This is a genomic window from Paraburkholderia aromaticivorans (assembly GCF_012689525.1).
Taxonomy (GTDB): domain Bacteria; phylum Pseudomonadota; class Gammaproteobacteria; order Burkholderiales; family Burkholderiaceae; genus Paraburkholderia; species Paraburkholderia aromaticivorans_A.
Genome location: NZ_CP051514.1, coordinates 2423935 through 2439451 on the forward strand (window position 1 = coordinate 2423935; position 15517 = coordinate 2439451).

Genomic DNA, 15517 nt, shown 5'->3' on the forward strand with positions numbered 1-15517 from the left:
GGCCGCTTTGTAAACAGTCGGTGTCGATGTTAACTTTGTCCCATTCTGTTCGCAACGGTAGTCGGGATTGGTCGACGAGAACGAGACAGATGACTGGGCAAGTGGCGAATTTGGCGAGGCGAATCTTGGTGATGCGCGCCTGGCGCAGCGTCTCGTTGCGCTGGCTCGCCGACTCGCGTGCAGTCCGCAAGGTTCGTTTCCACAATCGCTCAAGCCTGCCGAACTGAAGGCTGCCTACCGTTTCTTCGATAATACGCAGGTCGACACGAACGGCATCCTCGCGCCCCACATTGCGCAAACGCTCGATCGCATGAGACAGGTGCCGATCGTGCTGGCGGTTCAGGACACAACGGAGTTCAACCTGTCGCATCTGCACGCGACGGAAGGTCTGGGTCGCGGCACCGGCAACAATGAGCAGGGCTTCATGTTGCACAGTCTGCTGGCAGTCACGCCTGAGGGCTTGCCGCCAGGCGTGCTTGGCATGAAGACCTGGGTGCGCCCCGAAGAGGTGTTCGGCAAGAGGGCTCCCGCAGTTACGCGCCCCATCGAACAGAAAGAAAGCATCAAATGGCTTGAAGGGATCGACCATCTCGCGGCACTCAGGTTACGTTGTGCAAAGACGCGGTTTGTCTGTGTTGGAGACCGCGAGAGCGACCTGTACGAACTGTTTTCTGCCGAACGCCCCGCCGGGGTGGATTGGTTGATCCGCGCAGTACACAACCGTGTAGCGCGTCATCCGCAAGGCTACCTTTGGGAAGCTGTTCTGGCCACCACGCCCCGTGGCCACACTGAGCTGCGGATGCCAACCCGAGGCAAAGTTCCTCAGCGCACAGCGCGGCTGACGTTGCGTTGTGCGAGCGTGCGGCTGCATTCTCCAAGAGCGCGCGCGAGCCGCCGCAGCCTGCCTGAGGTGGACGTCTTTGCGATTCATGCTATTGAGGATAATCCACCGCACGGCGTTGAACCGCTTGAATGGATGCTGCTGAGTTCGGTACCCACGACCTCGCTTGAAGAGGCTCTCGAACGGCTGGCCTGGTACGCGCGGCGCTGGACCATTGAGACGTGGCACCGTGTGCTCAAAAGCGGCTGCCGAATCGAGGCGCGCCAGTTCGGCACGCTCGACCGGTTTGTGAGAGCGACTGCTCTGTTTGCCGTCATCGCGTGGCACATCCTGTATGCAACACTGCTTGCGCGAACTGATACGGAGCTGTGCTGCGAAGTACTGCTGCAACCCGTTGAATGGCAGGCGCTGTATTGCCATACCCACCGAACGACGCAACTGCCAGCGCAGGTCCCAACGCTGCAGCAAACCATCGTTTGGATAGGCATGCGCGGCGGCTACCTGAATCGCAAGCATGACCGGCCGCCAGGACCGACCGTCATATGGCGTGGATTTCTCGTCCTGCACGAAATTACGAAGATGTATCAGCTCTTCAGGCAAAGCGGATAGCAAGCTCAGTAAAAATGTGGGTAAACCTGAGGTTTGCAGGGGGGGCGACGCCGCGCCGCAGTCGCTCGCTGAAGCGGTCTCGCAAATCGATGCCGTTCGCGTGAGGCTTGCTCAGCGAAGACTTCGTCGCATTTCGCAATAGCGACAGTGAGGTCGGCTTGCTCGAAGAGCAATGTCCGCACCGCCGCGCACCTCTCGCGCTCGGTGACGATACCGGGTCGGCCTGCGTTGCCTCTTCGATCTATCGCGATCTTCACTATTCCGGCTTTCTATCGCCCCAGATGGGTCTTTGGAATTCCAGGTCCTAGCTGTGCCCACGATGGCTTCGCCGATTTTAGGTGAATGGTGAGAGCCTGCGGACCGGGTAGTCCCGCGGGCTTTTTGTGTCTAGTACCTCGCGGATTCGACACATGCGCCGCTTTTGGGGATGGGTTCGCGAATCGCATACAATATGGTCGAAATTCGAACTGACGAAACCGACGAGCTGCGTCGGACACGGCGAACTATATGACTACACACGTGGGCAAAATCGAACTCATTGATATCGATCTTCCGGCGCAGATTGCTGATGAGGTGCGCAAGCTGATCAACAGAGGCGTCTTGTCGCCAGGGCAACAAATGCGCCAATCGGAACTGGCGGACCGCTTCGGCGTCAGTCGGGTGCCTATACGCGAGGCATTGAATCTGCTCGCAGCGTGGGGCGTGATCGTGCATGATCCAAACCGGGGTTTTTTTGTGGGGCCGCTATCGTCGGATGAGGCGGCGCAGCTCTACCGCTACCGCTATTTGGTAGAGCGCGATTTGTTTCAATCCATAGAGTGGCCCGATCGAACTCAAATGGCCGAGCTCAATGGAATGCTTGCCAAGCTCGACGAGTACCTGGCAAGCCATCAGCGCGCCGAATGGCTCGATGAATACTACGCATTCTACGGGCTGCTCTTTGATCTTTCACCCGACAAGATTATACGCCGCGAGGCCCTGCGCTTGATTCGACTGACCGACCGGTACCGCGCACTAGCGACCGAAGCGCATCGGCCGGGCGAACGTCCGAAGGCGCACCTCGAACACCGGCTCATGACTGCAATTCGCACTCGCGAGCGTGAAAAAGTCATGCGAGTCTACGAACTCGAGCGAGAAAAAATAAATCAGTCGATACTGGCCGTGCTTGCCGGGCGCGGGCTCTAAGCGTTACGTGGTTCGCCTGCAGCCAGAGCTGTTTCATGGGCGGCATCGTCGATCCGCGCAGGCAGGCGGATGCTGGTGCGGGCGCTCAGGCTTACACCGCATTCGAGCAGAAAGCCGGGAAGCCGATTGGTGGTAACCCTGCGTTCGGCCACCAGTGTATCGCGCAGACTGTGAAGCGAGCAGTGTTCGCTGTTCGGGCATTGACGGCCGTGAAGCGCATGGACGATCGCGACGCCGCCTCGCAGATAGCCCACGAGGAAACGGTCCGATCAGCGGACGGCGATCGGGCCGTTTGGTCAGGCTGACCATCTCATTAGCGCCGCTTGAGAAGCGGCGTTTTCCGGGGTCACGTTAAGCAGCCGTCCTGGGACGCGCTAGATCATATGCAGCGTGGGATCTTGAAGTTTTCGACCAACGTCTGCAGGCGTTCGACTTCCGAGTGAACACCACGCGCAGCTGCCGCCGCTTCCTCGACGAGGGCCGCGTTGTGTTGCGCCACCTGATCGATTTCGGCGATAGCCTTGTTGTTCTCGATGATGGCTTGGTGGCCGTCGTTGGAAGCGCTGGTGGTCTCGTCCATCAGGGCGGAAACGTGGGCGAATTCGCGCACCACATCGTTGATTTTCGACCCCGCATCGTTCACCAGATGGGATCCTTCATCAATGCGTTCCACCGAGTGACTCACCAGCTCCCTGATCTCTTTGGCGGCTAAAGCAGAGCGCTGAGCTAACGTCCGGACTTCTTGTGCAACAACGGCAAAGCCACGTCCCTCGTTGCCTGCTCGAGCGGCCTCAACCGCTGCGTTCAGGGCGAGAATATTGGTCTGAAACGCGATGCCCTCGATCGTCATGATGATGTTGGCGACTTTCTTAGACTGCCCCGCAATGCCGGACATCGTCTGGACGACCTGTCCCATGACCTGACCGCCGCTGTTTGCGAGATCGGACGTGTTTTGCGCGAGTTTAAGGCCCTGCTGTGCGTTCGTTGCATTGTTCTGTACCATCGCCGTCATTTGAGCCATGCTGGCTACCGTCTGTTCGAGCGATGCTGCCTGTTCCTCGGTACGCTGACTCAGGTTCTCATCGCCGGCGGCGATTTCGGCAGCGCCCGTGAGAACAGCTTCACTTCCGGCGCGTACCTGCCTGACGATATCGATGAGATTCCTGTTCAGTTGCGAAGCGCGCGCATCAGCAGGTCAAGCTCAGTGTGAGTGTATGCGGTGACCTGCGAGGTCAAATCTCCCGCCGCAACAGCCTCTGCAATCTTCGCGGCAACATTCAGCGGATGAGTGATCGACGTCGCGACAGCAGTGCAGATATATATTGCTACGAGCACTGCGATCAGCATCACTGAGAACGTCAACATCAGCAGGCGGATAACGCCGGAGCCATCGTCGTTCGTGAATATCGCGTCGCTCTGAGCACTGAGTGCTTCCCCCGCTATTTTGAACAGTGCGAAGCTCTTGTTGCTGCTCGGAACCCGCTCGGCATCAAGGTCCGGGATATCCGACGTCGCGAGATTGTAGAGTTCGTCGTACACCACCAGAAACGCAGCAATCGTTTTCTTGTCGTTTTCAGAATACTGACGATCTTCACACGGAAGATGGAGTCTCTCATAGGTGTCGATGTCCTTTTTGAGTCGCTCTGCCGCCATTGCCCGAATCGCGATGTTGGTATCTGTGGACTGCTAGTTGTCCGACAGGACCACCCCCAATGTAGCGCGCTGAGCACCATCGAAATTTCGACGTAGATCGCTGATCGTTTCGACCGAAGCCATCCAGGTGTCTTTAATGTCCAGCAGATGCGACTGAATCTGGTGGGCCTGGTAGTGCGCGAAGCCAGCGGAAGCGCACAGGAGCACGATGACGATTGAAAAGCTGAAAACAACCGATCGCGTATTTTGATGCCACACAGAGGTAGGATCATGTGTTCTTACTGTAGGGATTGGCTGAGGTCTGGATATCAGCGCGATTCCACCAGCGGCGAATGGACGTAAGGCGCGACGGTAGGCTCGCGCTTTTTTGCGGGGTTCAGATTCTTCGTATGGATTGCGCCGCCGCGCATTCGGCGGTCTTTCAGTATGCGCTTGGAAATATATGCTAGGACTACAGATGAGCCATCGAAACATCAGTCTCGAAGCGGGTTGTGTCGATTCCCCGAACCGGAGTTCTGTTTAACCGGGAGTGTTCAGTCGCTCTCTCTTTTGCTCAACGAGACCAGTGCATGATATCACGCAACGGCAACGTAGATTGACATATAATACAAAACAGTATTACATTGATGTGGTCGAACAGACCCGCCTCTCAGTCGTCATTTCGAATACGTGGAGACAATCGATCTTGAAACTCAACCGGAAACTCTTCTTCTCGGCAGTCCTCGCAGTAGGCGCACTGAACTCGGGCGTCGCCCTCGCGGGTACACCTGCTAAAGCGGCACCTGCTTCTGCGGCTAAACCGGCAGCGCCTGCGCCGGTTGTTGCGCCCACGGGTGTTGTCTTGGTCGCTGAAACAGGCAAAGGCGTGTCCGGAACCGACATCAAGGACTACGCGGATCTGATTAGCCGCCTGAAAGACAATCCGGATTGCTATACCTTCGGTACGACGGTTGACGGTGCGCGCGACCTGGCCGCGATGACCACATTGCAAAAGCGTAACGGCGTTCGCATGGTTAAGTTGTCCTACAAAGACACAGCGACAGAAATCGAAGGCTTGATGAAAGCGAAGGTGCAAGTGATCCCGGTTCCGTACGATGTCGCAGCCCCGTACATCAAGAATGGTCAGATGCGTCCCCTGGTGGTCTTCGGTTCGGCGCGTATCCCAGCAATCAAGGACATCCCCACCGCTAGCGAAGTGATGCCCGGCTTCGTGTACTGATTTGCATCCCGGTAGCGAGGAGGGAAAGCCCGCATCGTGCAGGCTTTTTCTTGTGTGCCGAGCATGCGCAACAGCTTGGGGGTGCGAGTCTCCTGTCCAACCTGATGGTGGTGAGGGGCTAGCGAAACACGAGGGTGTCGCCGGGAGGCGGGGTCTGAAAGAAGCGTGTAGCAAAGCCACGACCTGACGAACAGAAACCAGATATGATGCCTACCCGGACGGACGAGCAAGCAAGTGATTGCGAAGTCCATAGCCATCAAGGGCCGGGGTGGTAAATCTGTCAGGTGTGTGGTGAAGGCGGTTCAGCTTACCTCGGGAGACCTGCCCGACGTCCTGGAATCAGGACTGAACGGACGGCGAGGGACGTCGACCACTGTGCAGGAGTCAGCAGCGGGCATAGTAGGTAGGGCGCACACGCCTGACGGCCCAAACGGAGAGGAGCGGCAATTAAGCCGGAGAACCCGACATGGGAGCGCAGCAGAAAACGCATCGCGTCCTTGACAGCGGAGGCAGGGGTGAAGCCCTGAGCGCCGCTGATCGAGGGGCTGAACCTATGGCGGCGAACCCGGAGTCTGAAAGTCCGTCAGCTTGTGACCGACTGATGGAAGCGTTCTGTGAACGGGAGAACCTGAAGCAGGCGTTGAAGCGTGTGAAAGCGAACAAGGGTGCACCGGGCGTGGACGGTATGACGGTTCATGCACTGCCGGCGTACCTGCGGGAGCACTGGCCGTCGATACGGGCCACGCTGCTGAATGGCATGTACAGGCCGCAGCCTGTGAGACGGGTCGAGATACCCAAGCCGGATGGAGGTGGCGTGCGCAAGCTCGGCATTCCCTCTGCGCTTTACTGGTTTGTTCAGCAGGCGGTGTTGCAGCAGGTGCTGCAAAGGCAGTGGGACCCGACGTTCTCGGATTACAGTTACGGCTTCCGTCCGGGACGCTCGGCACATCAGGCAGTGGGACGCGTACAGGGTTACATTCAGGCGGGGTATCGCTGGGTTGTAGACCTGGATTTGGAGAAATTCTTCGATCGCGTGAGCCACGATATTCTGATGAGTCGAGTCGCAAAGCGGGTTGGCGACAGCCGTGTCCTGAAACTGATCCGCTGCTTCCTGACGGCAGGTGTGCTGGAAAACGGGCTAGTTGGCGCAACGGACAAAGGGACGTCGCAGTGGTCCGCTGTCACCGTTGTTATCCAATCTGATGCTCGACGACCTCGACCGTGAGCATGAGCGACGCGGCTTGCACTTCGTGAGGTACGCCGACGACAGTAACGTCTACGTACGCAGCGAACGCGCAGGCAAGCGGGTGACGGCGGGGCTGAAGGCCTTCCTCACCGGCAGGCTAAAGCTGAAGGTCAATGAGGCGAAGAGCGCGGTCGCGCTTCCACACACGCGTAAATTGCTTGGATTCACCTTCTCGAACCGGGATCAGGCCACACGGCGCATTGCGCCCAAGGCGCTGGCCCGCTTCAAGGATCGAATCCGGGAGCTGACTCAGCGCACGCGCGGAATCAGCGTCGACCAGATGATCGGCATGCTGAAGGGATATCTGACGGGCTGGCGTGGTTACTTTGGATACTGCGAGACACCTGGCGTGCTTCGGAAACTGGATGAGTGGATCAGACGGCGCATGCGCTGCTTCTTCTGGAAGCAGTGGAAACACAGTCCTGCCCGATTCCAGGGACTGACGGCGCGCGGCGGTAGCCGTAATCTTGTTGCCCAGACGGTGGGTTCACCTCACGGGGGATGGCGACTCAGGTGCAGCCCTGCGCTGAGCATCGCCCTGTCCAATCACTACTTCGCTCGCTTGGGCTTCCATCGGTCGGTTCATAGTCGATCAACTGATCCGAACCGCCGTGTACGGACCCGTACGCACGGAGTTGTGTGGAGGGGTCTGGCCGTGAGGCTCGCCCCTATCCCGATTTTGGAAACCCGGATCGGGAAACTCGTTTGACTCGCTCACTCAACAAGAACAGGCTGGCATAGCAGGATCAGTCACATGACTAGGATGGCAGAAAGATGTTGACTCATTAATTGAGGGAGATTAACGAATCGCCTTGACAACCTGCTTGCGAACGTTGTCGGACAAAAATTCTGCGATATAATATGAAAATGAATACGATCGTGACGCAAAGCCGAGCGCCTGCCGCTACCCTCCCCGAACTGGATGGCATTGACTTTCCAGCTCAGGTGGCGTCAGAGACGCGGAAACTGATCAATAGGGGAACGCTCGCACCCGGCTTTCAATTGCGACAGTCGGACCTCGCTGAACGATTCGGCATCAGTCGTGTACCGGTGCGTGAGGCGTTGAAGCTGCTGGCGGCAGAAGGCATAATCGAACACGATCCGAACCGTGGATTCTTCGTCGCTCAGTTGTCAAGCGATGAGGCCCGACAATTGTATCGGATGCGCCAACTCCTCGAAGCGGAGGTGCTCATGACGGTCCAATGGCCGACATCCGCGCAGATCAGGGAATTCAAGATCTTGCTCGCCCGGCTTGAAGAATTGATTCAAGCGGGTAATCGTGAGGGCTGGATTGAATTACACCGTGAACTTCACGACAAGATTTTCGACCTCTCGCCTAATAAGGTGTTTAAACGGGAAGTCCTACGATTGATGCGACTCACCGATCGTTATCGGGCGCTAGCTGCTGATATTTCAGCGCATCCGCAACATCGTAGCGCTAATATCGAAGCAAGACTCGTGAAGGCTTTGGAGAGCAAAGACCGGGGATTGCTGCTTGCAACTTATGAGAAAGGGCGGACGGTGGTTCTTGAGGGATTGATGAGAGTGCTTGCGGCCCGGGAATAAACGAAGAAGGACACCCCGAGGGTATCCTTTTTAATGTACAGCCCGCGTTAGAACGACGTCAGCAGTCCGAGTTCGGTTACGCTCTGAACCTTGCCGCTGGAAACGATGTTGCCGATTTCAGCAGCATAGGCGCCATTCGTATGCTGGTACACACTGGTCAGATAGACCCTCGTGCGCCTCGACAGTGTGTGCGTGCCCTGAACGGCGACTTGATTGACGCGAACGTTCTTCAGCAGGTTGTTGCCAAATTCGTACGTATACGCCACACCGACATTCACCGCCGACGTCAGATCGTAGCCAGCGCCGGTCGCCAGTGCCGAGATACGCGCACCCGACTCCGTATTGCGTGCTTGAGCGTATAAGCCCGTTACGGACAGGCCGCCGAACCTGGTACGGGCGCCTGCCGTCAGGTTGGCCAGTCCGCCGTGGCCGGCGTTGATCAATGGCCAGTTCTGTACCGTGTAAACGACGGTAGCGCGGGTGTCGCCATGACAATACATCAGGGACGCACTCTTGCCCGAGCTATTGTTAAAGTCACCGGCCACACCACCCATACTGTACATGACGCCGCCAGAGAATCCGCCGAAGTCATCGCTCATGAACTTGATGGCACTGCTCATGCGCTTGCCGCCGACGCGATCCCAATCGATGGCGCCCATGCCGTTGGGGATGCCCTGTGCATTGGTAATTGGCGCGAACGGACCGCCGCTGGCATAACCGGGGTGGCCGACGAGATCGGAGCCGAACGAACCCGTGCGGAAGTTCAGCATACCGCCTGCGATGCCCGTTGCCGGATCGATGCCAGTGATCAAGAAGTCATCGAAATTGAAATCGTTCTGACGGCCGAAGCGGACGTCACCGATACCGGCCTTGCCCAAAGCGACCCACGCGGAGTTTTCGAACAACGCGCCGCCCGACTGCGGATCCAGCTCACCCGTGCTGATGCTGATCATCGAGTCGAGACTGAACGTCGCACGCAGGCCGTTGCCGAGGTCTTCACGACCACGGAAGAAGAACTTCGACGGAAAGATTGCTGAGTCCTACATCTGGACCAAGCGCTTGCCATTCGAGTTCCCATACACCGCGATGCCTTCATCGAGAAGGCCGCCGATCGTAACACTGCTTTGTGCCTGAGCACCGCTCACGGCGAGAGCACAAAGACTGAGAGCCATACCAAAACTTTTTCTCATAACCAGATTCATCTCCGCCTTATTGTTTTTTATTAGTATAACTGTTTTTCTATTGCGTGCAGTATGATGCGTGCCGTACCGCCTTCCGAAATTGTTAAATTAGTTTGCCCCCCAGTTGGAGATCCACAGCAAATCATGGAAATCGATGGCCTTATTCGTCTGAAATTCGCCGTAGGATCCTTGGGAATACAGCAGCGGCGCCGTTGTGTGGCCATTGATGGCCGTGCCTTCGACATGCCCAAAAATCACGGCGTGCGTACCTATCTCGATGATGCGTTCGACGCTGCAATCTAAATTGACCATAGCACTGGCCAAAGCCGGGGCACCCGTCTTAATACGATTCCACGTCCCTGCCTGAAACTTTTCCTGCGGCGAAATCGGTCTCGAGAAACGCTGTGCCAATTCCTGCTCGCTGCGCGCCAGAACGTTGACGACGAAGTTGCCAGTGGCCTGCACGTGCGCCAGAGACGAGTTCGCACGATTGATACAGACCAGCAGGATAGGGGGCACCGCGCTAACAGACGTCACAGCGGTCGCGGTCATGCCGGCAAGCGGGCCGTCCGTGTCAGAACCAGTGGTGATCAAACACACGTGCCCGGTCAAACAGCGCATGGCGCGTTTGAATTCAGATTCTTCTACGCTCACTTCACCTTCCTAATCATAAAAACTAGACGGACAAGATGATAGGGTGGTTATCTTTACTGACACCACCTCATGCGATAGACCCGCAAGTCTCAGCCGGTTTACTGGTCCCAACCGAAGATACTGAGCGTGCTCACGCCCGCCTCTAGTCGCTTCATCTGATGTGCTTCTGCAGCTTCGCGTGCTTCCGATGCTGTGATCGCCTCGGCGATTCGCTCCCGCGGAATGCACACGACACCGTCTTCATCACCCACGATCAGGTCACCTGCATTTACCGTCACGTCGTCGAACCGAGTCGGGGCGTTGATCCAACCTCTGGCACCGAAATCTTTTCCCGTGCCACGGATACAAAGTCCGCGAGCGAAAACCGGAAAACCGATCTCGGACAACAGTCGCTGATCGCGAACACAGCCGTTAATGACGAGACCGGCAAGCCCGCGAACTTTTGCGGCCGTTGACATGATCTCGCCCCAGTACCCATGCTCATACGCTTCGCTTACAGAGACGACCAGAACATCTCCCGGTTCGGCTGAGTAAATCGCACGGTGAAGCCAGAGGTTATCGCCACCGGGCGAATGGACGGTCACGGCGGGTCCGCAAATCTTGAATCCTGGCGCGACGGGCTTAATTTCATAAGGAAGGACTCCGATCTTTCCGGCAGCCTCGTGAAGCGTTGCTGCCGGCAGTTTTGCGGCGGCGTTAATCAGAGTGATGTCCGGTCGCCGGATATCGAGGCGCGTGGTCTCGTGACGATTGAAAAGCGGTCCCGTCATGCTTTTTCTCCGATCCGGCGTGTTTGCAGTTGGTGGTACTTGAACTGCTTGCGAGCCTCGTCCAGGCGCATACCTGTTGCAACAGCCTCACGGATTGCCTTCTCGGCGGCATCGATTTCTTCAGCAGCAGCAAGCACGCGCTCTTCGTGTTCCTTCGGAATCGAGATCACGCCGTCAGCGTCACCGCGTAGCAGATCGCCAGGAGCAACACGCACGTTACCGATATTCACCGGAACGTTGGTGGCTTCGACCTGAACGCGATCCTTGCCCGTTCGCATCCAGTTGTCCTTGGAGAAAACCGGGTAGCCGAGCGACAGGCAGAGGTGTACGTCGCGGTTGACGCCGTCGATCACGGTACCGGCGATACCACGGCGATGAGCGATCTCGGTCAGGATGTCGCCCCATACCGTTGCGTCTTCGCGACCGCCGTTGTCGAGGACGATGACCGAGCCGGGCGGAACGTCGTCGATGAAGTCACCCACGGTGCCTGCGGGCGATGCGGCCGGGCCGTAGAGAATTGTGAAGGCCCGACCGGCCATACGGAACGACGAATCATGCGGCTTGATCTTGTAGCACTGACCGTTCAGGCCGATGCGGTCCAGTGCGTCGCTCAGGGTAGCCGTTTCGAGTTTCGCTGCGCGCGCAACGTTCGTGTCTTGTTCGATTTCCGACATGGTTAATCCTTAAGCATAAGTTCGTAGTTTCCGCCCATGACTTCATGGATCGGCGTGCCCGCCAATACGGCCTTCGCCATCAAGGCTTCGCGTGCCACGATCGATTCGGCAGTCTCGATCACCTTGGCGATGTTTACGTGGCTGATGAAGATCACGGCGCTGCTATCCGCGATCACGTAGTCGCCGGCTTCTACCGAGACCCTGAACACTTCAACCGGAACGTTCACACCTTTTTCGACGATACGACCACGAGCGGTGAGGGCGGTGAACTCATTCGCGAACACCGGCAGTCCCATCTCGCGGGATTCATCGATGTCGCGAACCGGACCGTCCGCGATCACGCCAGCGATCCCGCGAACCTTGGCGCCCAACGACAGGATGCCGCCCCACGAACCGGCTTCAATACCGGTACGCTGCTCGACAACGATCACATCGTCGGAGCCGCCGAGTTCGATGGCCGTGGTGCCCAGATGACGCGGCGCCCCCGGAGGCGGATCGCCAACACCGAGTTTCATCGTGATAACGCGACCGGCAATGCGCTTCGTGCCTGAGGCTTGGGCGACGCCGCTCACGACGCCGGACAAGCCGAGTTTGTCCAGTGCGTCCGATACAGCGCAGCAGTCCAACCGACGAAGGCGGTGGACATATTCGTCTTTGGTTGCCATATATTTGATATTTCCTTATTCGGGCTGGGGCTTCCAGTACACAAAGCCCATCGCGTTGCCAGTACCGGCCTCGCTGCGATAGCAGGGCACGTAATCGACCACCGTCATGTTGAAGCCAAGTTCATCCATCATGCCGGCGACGGGAATCCAGTTCTTGATTTCCGAAGTGCCCGCCTGGAAGATCTCTTCGCCCAACGCGAACACCGGCGTGAGATCGTGCTTTTTCATCGCGTCGAGTACCAGATTGTCAACGCGCTCATCGATGACAAAGTGCGTAAGACCACCGGAGGCGATGACAGCCACTCGTGCGTCCGAATCCCACGATTCGATTGCGCGAGCAATCGATGCACCGAAGGCGTGGCAGCGTGCGAGTGTCGGCTGATTCGGCGGATAGAACGTATTGACGAACACCGGCACGGTCGGAACGACCTGGTCTTTCATCAACTGGCGGAACACGAAGCCGTATGCATGCGGTGTTTCCGTTTCCGACAAGCGGCTGAGTGCGGCCACGTCGAAGTTGTCGACGATCGCGCTCTTGATGATGTGCTTTGCAAGTTCGGGAACGCCTTCATGCGTGGCAGCTTCCGGCTTGTAACCCGGCATCGAATGACGCACGCCCGGAGGCATTTGCATCAATTTATCGTGGCTGATCATGTTGTTCACGATCGTCGGGCCGTGCATCACGCCAAATGCGGGAATGCAATCCGTGGTGAAGATTTCCATCTGATCGTTGCCGACAATGACAACGAAGTCAGGTTTGACTTCAGCCAGCACGCGCGCCATTTCCTCGATAGCCGCCCGGCACTGAGCGTGCCGCTCCTTCCACTTCTCGGGCGTGATCTGGTCCGCGAGGTTTTCGTTACGCCGATATTCGACGAGTTCATCGAAGGCCCATTCGCGGCCCTCGAAGTCATGCTTGGTCAGTCGATCATCGGGTACGCGAGCGCCCCAGGTCTCAGGTGGCGTGATGAGCATGGGGCCGTGCGACGTTCCCATTCCCAATACGATTTTTGCCATGATATAAAGTCCTGTGGCCGCCGGGATTATTCGTAATCCGCAAGGTTGAGCTTGAAGAAGTCGCGAGCGTTGCCGAAGAAAATCGCATTCTTCTCTGCCTGCGAGAGCCAGTCGAAGCCTTCGATGTACGGCTTGATGTCGTCGAAGGTGCGGCCGGTGTCCGGGTTGATAGCCGAACCCACGCCCGGGCACTCGGCGCCGAACATGCAGCGGTCAGCGCCAACCGTCTTGATCAGCAGACGCAGCGATTCTTCCGAGTAGAGGACGGTGTCGTAGTACAGGTTACGCATGCCGTCGAGGAAGTTGCGGCCGGCGCGCGAAGCGCCTGACTGGAAACGGCCGATCTGGTAGGGAATCGAACCGCCGCCGTGCGACACCATGATCTTCAGATTCGGGAAGTCCTTGAAGACGTTCGAGTTGACGAGGTTGAACACCGCGATGGTTTCTTCGTTGATGAAGTGAACGGTGTACGGCGAACGTGCCGAGTGCGAGCCGGTAGCGTGGATGTGGGCCGGCACGTCGAGTTCACACAGCTTTTCGTACAGCGGGTACCAGTAACGGTCACCGAGGCCCGGGGCCTCGACACCGCTGTTTTCGAACGGGTCCGGATTCAGCATCACGCCCTTGAAGCCGAGTTCCTTGATGCAGCGTTCGAGTTCCGGCAGCACGACTTCGATCGGGTCGCCCGACACTTGCGGCAGGCCGCCGATACCGATGAACCGCTTCGGCAGCAACTTGACCGTGCGCGAGATAATGTTGTTGGTTTCTTCCGTGAACCAGTGCACGAGTTTGCCCGGCTTCTGGCTGTGCATCATCTGGAACGGACGCGGCGACATCAGCTGGACGTTCGTGCCGACGCGGTCGAGCATGTCGAGGTGGCCGACGGGTGCCATTTCCTTCTTGTTGGCGTAGTGCAGAATTTCTTCGTCGGTCACTTCCGGCATCTTGCGACCGTGTTCGCCGCGATGCGACAGAATGTGTGCCTTGTATACCCACAATTCTGCGGGTGCGCTGACGTGACCGTGGCAATCGATAATCACTTACTTGTCTCCTAAACTAACGTGTGCCGATAGGCACGCCTATGTTTCTTAAAGATCGAGGACGAGACGATCGCCCTTGCAGCCGGAACAGCAGATAATCATCGTCTTGTTCGAAGCCTTCTCGGGCTCCGAGAGAATGGCGTCGCGGTGGTCCGGCTCGCCTTGCAGCACGCGGACTTCACATGCGCCGCATACGCCTTCTTCACACGAATACGAAATCGGTACACCGGCATCACGCACGACGTTGAGAATCGTTTTGCCCTGCGGGACGGTCAGCGTCTTGCCGCTCTTGCGCAGTTCAACGACGAAGTTGCCATCGAGTGCGGCTTCGTGCTTGGCACTGAAGTACTCGACGTGGACTTGTTCCGGGGGCAACCTGTTGCAGGCCTTTTCGAATGCTTCAAGCATCGGGCCGGGGCCGCAGCAGTAGAAGTGGGCCGACCCCGGCTCCTGCTTCACGACGTCCGCGATATTGAGGAATGCGCCGACTTCGGCATCGACGTGAACGACCGAACCTTCGAACGTCTTCAATTCTTCGGCGTAGGCGACGTCGACCCGGTCTCGGCACGAATAATAGATACGCGGCGACTTTCCGATTTCCTTCAGGCGACGCGCCATACACAGAATAGGCGTGATCCCGATACCACCGGCAACCAGAACCGTGTGCTCAGCGTCTTCGTCGAGAGGGAAGTTGTTGCGCGGGGTTTCGACCTGCACGAGGTCGCCGACACGCATCGTTTCGTGGATGTAGCGGGAGCCACCACGCGACCGCGGGTCGAGTTTGACGCCGATGACGTACGAACGCTGCGTCAGGCTATTGCTGGACTGAAGGAGGGAGTACTGACGCGTCAATCCGTTCGGCAGGAACAGTGCGACGTGCGAACCCGCGTCGGCCGCGGGCAGACGCTCGCCTTCGGGGTCTTCAAATGTCAGAGCCAGCGTGTTGCGCGCCAAATATTGACTCGCTGTTAAGCGCAGAGTCATCACATCATGAACTTCGGTCATGTCACCTCCAAAATCGTAGAACGCACGGAACCCCGTCAATGGTGCGCAAGCATTACACATCACGTTTTCTCAGGTACCGGCTTGTTGCATCGCAATCACCAATCATCGAAAGTCTCTCTCAACCCATTTGACGAAGAATTCTTTTTTGCATATTATTTGGGCTAGACAGAAAAAAGTCAAAGGCTCTTCAGA

The 15517-nt window shown here is 57.6% G+C and carries 18 protein-coding genes; 8 read left to right on the forward strand and 10 right to left on the reverse strand.

What is annotated here, in order from left to right:
- The first annotated feature begins 67 nt into the window (after positions 1-67).
- From HF916_RS11440 to HF916_RS11450, 4 genes are all read left to right on the forward strand, one after another.
- Entirely contained in the window at positions 68-1450 is a 1383-nt protein-coding gene (locus HF916_RS11440) for an IS4 family transposase (protein WP_168788889.1), read from the forward strand.
- 158 nt (positions 1451-1608) lie between these two features.
- Positions 1609-1758, forward strand: coding sequence for a hypothetical protein (locus tag HF916_RS51710; RefSeq protein ID WP_346777717.1), 150 nt, complete (start codon positions 1609-1611; stop codon positions 1756-1758).
- Between the two features lie 211 nt (positions 1759-1969).
- On the forward strand, positions 1970-2635 hold the full coding sequence (locus tag HF916_RS11445) for a GntR family transcriptional regulator (RefSeq protein WP_240975246.1): 666 nt from the start codon (positions 1970-1972) through the stop codon (positions 2633-2635).
- A 35-nt stretch (positions 2636-2670) separates the two neighbouring features.
- Entirely contained in the window at positions 2671-2940 is a 270-nt protein-coding gene (locus HF916_RS11450; protein ID WP_168788891.1) for a hypothetical protein, read from the forward strand.
- A gap of 74 nt (positions 2941-3014) precedes the next feature.
- Here the strand turns inward: HF916_RS11450 and HF916_RS50840 are convergent, their stop codons facing one another.
- Both HF916_RS50840 and HF916_RS50845 read right to left on the reverse strand, forming a co-directional pair.
- Positions 3015-3656: a methyl-accepting chemotaxis protein gene (locus HF916_RS50840; RefSeq protein WP_240975247.1), complete on the reverse strand. Its 642-nt coding sequence runs from the start codon at positions 3654-3656 to the stop codon at positions 3015-3017.
- Positions 3657-3802: 146 nt separating this feature from the next.
- Positions 3803-4288: a HAMP domain-containing protein gene (locus HF916_RS50845; protein WP_240975248.1), complete on the reverse strand. Its 486-nt coding sequence runs from the start codon at positions 4286-4288 to the stop codon at positions 3803-3805.
- A 565-nt stretch (positions 4289-4853) separates the two neighbouring features.
- Here HF916_RS50845 and HF916_RS11460 point away from each other — a divergent pair.
- The 4 genes from HF916_RS11460 to HF916_RS11475 all read left to right on the forward strand — a co-directional run bounded on the left by HF916_RS11460 (position 4854) and on the right by HF916_RS11475 (position 8319).
- Positions 4854-5507, forward strand: a complete 654-nt coding sequence (locus HF916_RS11460; protein WP_206001734.1) for a tripartite tricarboxylate transporter substrate-binding protein — start codon at positions 4854-4856, stop codon at positions 5505-5507.
- Positions 5508-5973: 466 nt separating this feature from the next.
- Positions 5974-6732, forward strand: a complete 759-nt coding sequence (locus HF916_RS51470) for a reverse transcriptase domain-containing protein (protein ID WP_277352259.1) — start codon at positions 5974-5976, stop codon at positions 6730-6732.
- Positions 6710-7462: a group II intron maturase-specific domain-containing protein gene (locus tag HF916_RS50855; protein WP_168787336.1), complete on the forward strand. Its 753-nt coding sequence runs from the start codon at positions 6710-6712 to the stop codon at positions 7460-7462. The genes HF916_RS51470 and HF916_RS50855 overlap by 23 nt, the downstream gene beginning before the upstream one ends.
- A gap of 158 nt (positions 7463-7620) precedes the next feature.
- The gene (locus HF916_RS11475) at positions 7621-8319 is read left to right on the forward strand and encodes a GntR family transcriptional regulator (protein WP_168788893.1); all 699 of its coding nucleotides are present in this window, start codon (positions 7621-7623) and stop codon (positions 8317-8319) included.
- 47 nt (positions 8320-8366) lie between these two features.
- On the opposite strand, the gene HF916_RS11480 is transcribed toward HF916_RS11475, so the two are convergent.
- From HF916_RS11480 to HF916_RS11515, 8 genes are all read right to left on the reverse strand, one after another.
- Positions 8367-9350: a porin gene (locus HF916_RS11480; RefSeq protein WP_240975438.1), complete on the reverse strand. Its 984-nt coding sequence runs from the start codon at positions 9348-9350 to the stop codon at positions 8367-8369.
- Positions 9351-9608: 258 nt separating this feature from the next.
- Positions 9609-10154, reverse strand: coding sequence for a flavin reductase family protein (locus HF916_RS11485; RefSeq protein WP_240975249.1), 546 nt, complete (start codon positions 10152-10154; stop codon positions 9609-9611).
- A gap of 98 nt (positions 10155-10252) precedes the next feature.
- On the reverse strand, positions 10253-10924 hold the full coding sequence (locus HF916_RS11490; RefSeq protein ID WP_168788894.1) for a 4-carboxy-4-hydroxy-2-oxoadipate aldolase/oxaloacetate decarboxylase: 672 nt from the start codon (positions 10922-10924) through the stop codon (positions 10253-10255).
- Positions 10921-11598 carry an RraA family protein gene (locus HF916_RS11495; protein ID WP_168788895.1) on the reverse strand — a complete coding sequence of 226 codons (678 nt, stop codon included), beginning with the start codon at positions 11596-11598 and terminating at the stop codon, positions 10921-10923. The genes HF916_RS11490 and HF916_RS11495 overlap by 4 nt, the downstream gene beginning before the upstream one ends.
- A 2-nt stretch (positions 11599-11600) precedes the next feature.
- Entirely contained in the window at positions 11601-12263 is a 663-nt protein-coding gene (locus HF916_RS11500) for an RraA family protein (RefSeq protein ID WP_168788896.1), read from the reverse strand.
- A gap of 15 nt (positions 12264-12278) precedes the next feature.
- Positions 12279-13280: a protocatechuate 3,4-dioxygenase gene (locus HF916_RS11505; protein WP_168788897.1), complete on the reverse strand. Its 1002-nt coding sequence runs from the start codon at positions 13278-13280 to the stop codon at positions 12279-12281.
- A 26-nt stretch (positions 13281-13306) separates the two neighbouring features.
- Positions 13307-14320 (reverse strand): amidohydrolase family protein, encoded by a 1014-nt coding sequence (locus tag HF916_RS11510; protein ID WP_168788898.1) that lies wholly within the window; start codon positions 14318-14320, stop codon positions 13307-13309.
- Positions 14321-14368: 48 nt separating this feature from the next.
- Positions 14369-15325 (reverse strand): PDR/VanB family oxidoreductase, encoded by a 957-nt coding sequence (locus HF916_RS11515; RefSeq protein ID WP_168788899.1) that lies wholly within the window; start codon positions 15323-15325, stop codon positions 14369-14371.
- Positions 15326-15517 lie beyond the last annotated feature (192 nt).

Bases quoted from the DNA above. Each gene is read 5' to 3' on its own strand.
- HF916_RS11450 (WP_168788891.1), top strand. From the start codon at position 2,671: ATGGGCGGCATCGTCGATCCGCGCAGGCAGGCGGATGCTGGTGCGGGC.
- HF916_RS50840 (WP_240975247.1), bottom strand. From the start codon at position 3,656: ATGGCTCAAATGACGGCGATGGTACAGAACAATGCAACGAACGCACAG.
- HF916_RS50845 (WP_240975248.1), bottom strand. From the start codon at position 4,288: ATGGCGGCAGAGCGACTCAAAAAGGACATCGACACCTATGAGAGACTC.
- HF916_RS51470 (WP_277352259.1), top strand. From the start codon at position 5,974: ATGGGAGCGCAGCAGAAAACGCATCGCGTCCTTGACAGCGGAGGCAGG.
- HF916_RS50855 (WP_168787336.1), top strand. From the start codon at position 6,710: ATGCTCGACGACCTCGACCGTGAGCATGAGCGACGCGGCTTGCACTTC.
- HF916_RS11475 (WP_168788893.1), top strand. From the start codon at position 7,621: ATGAATACGATCGTGACGCAAAGCCGAGCGCCTGCCGCTACCCTCCCC.
- HF916_RS11490 (WP_168788894.1), bottom strand. From the start codon at position 10,924: ATGACGGGACCGCTTTTCAATCGTCACGAGACCACGCGCCTCGATATC.
- HF916_RS11495 (WP_168788895.1), bottom strand. From the start codon at position 11,598: ATGTCGGAAATCGAACAAGACACGAACGTTGCGCGCGCAGCGAAACTC.
- HF916_RS11500 (WP_168788896.1), bottom strand. From the start codon at position 12,263: ATGGCAACCAAAGACGAATATGTCCACCGCCTTCGTCGGTTGGACTGC.
- HF916_RS11505 (WP_168788897.1), bottom strand. From the start codon at position 13,280: ATGGCAAAAATCGTATTGGGAATGGGAACGTCGCACGGCCCCATGCTC.
- HF916_RS11515 (WP_168788899.1), bottom strand. From the start codon at position 15,325: ATGACCGAAGTTCATGATGTGATGACTCTGCGCTTAACAGCGAGTCAA.